Annotated in this window: 1 protein-coding gene; it reads left to right on the forward strand. The window is 65.1% G+C overall.

The window, feature by feature from the left end:
• Positions 1 to 27: 27 nt before the first annotated feature.
• Positions 28 to 1,044, forward strand: a complete 1,017-nt coding sequence (locus ABE488_RS17695; protein WP_346445847.1) for an IS30 family transposase — start codon at positions 28 to 30, stop codon at positions 1,042 to 1,044.
• The last annotated feature ends 8 nt before the right edge of the window (positions 1,045 to 1,052 follow it).

Genomic DNA, 1,052 nt, shown 5'->3' on the forward strand with positions numbered 1-1,052 from the left:
ACACCCGGCGGAGTGTAGGGTGTCGCGATGGGAAAACAGTACAGCCACCTGAGCGCGGAAGAGCGCGCAGTGCTTCAGGTCGAGCGCAACCGCGGGACGAGCCTTCAGGAGATCGGTCGTCGGTTGGGACGCAGCGCGTCAACGTTAAGTCGAGAGGTGCGGCGCCAGAGCGATGGCATCTACTCGGCCCATGGCGCGGCCGGGAGCTATCGCGCACGTCGTTCGCGTTGCGTGCGTCGTCGCAAGCTGGTCGAGGAAGGCGAGTTGTTCCAGTTCGTGCATGACCGTCTGGTGTTGGAGCGCTGGTCGCCGCAGCAGATCGCGGCCACACTGCGGGCCATGCATCCAGACGACGCCAGTCAGCGGGTCAGCCACGAGACGATCTATGCGGCGATCTATGCGTATCCGCGTGGTGGACTGAAGAAGGCGTTGGTGGAGGCGTTGCGCCAGGGCAAGCCGGCGCGCGGACGCAGGCGGACGACCGCCGCGGGACGTTCATGGGTGCCGGAGCAGTTGCGGATCGTGCATCGGCCCGAGGACGTCGAGCAGCGCCTGGTGGCCGGTCATTGGGAGGGCGACCTGATCAAGGGCGCCTTCAACCGCTCCTGCGTCGGTACGCTGGTCGAGCGCAAGACCCGTTTCGTCGTGCTGTGCCGGATGGACGGCTGCACCGCCGAAGCGGCGCTCGAGGGCTTCACCCGGCAGATGCGCATGTTGCCGGCATTCCTGCGCGAGAGCCTCACCTACGATCGCGGTTCGGAACTGACGTGCTACGAGGCGCTGATGCAGCGGCTCAACCTCCAGGTCTGGTTCGCCGATCCGCATGCGCCCTGGCAGCGGGGCAGCAACGAGAACACCAACGGCCTGCTTCGACAGTTCCTGCCCAAGGGCGTGGACCTCTCGCAGGCGAGCCAGGAATATCTCAATCACGTCGCCAAGCTGATGAACGGGCGACCGCGCAAGACGCTCGGCTGGGCAACACCAGCCCAGGTGATGGAGAGGGAAATCATCGACTTCAAATCACGTGTTGCACTTGATTCTTGAGACCGCCC

The organism is Luteimonas sp. TWI662, assembly GCF_039673825.1.
GTDB lineage: Bacteria > Pseudomonadota > Gammaproteobacteria > Xanthomonadales > Xanthomonadaceae > Luteimonas.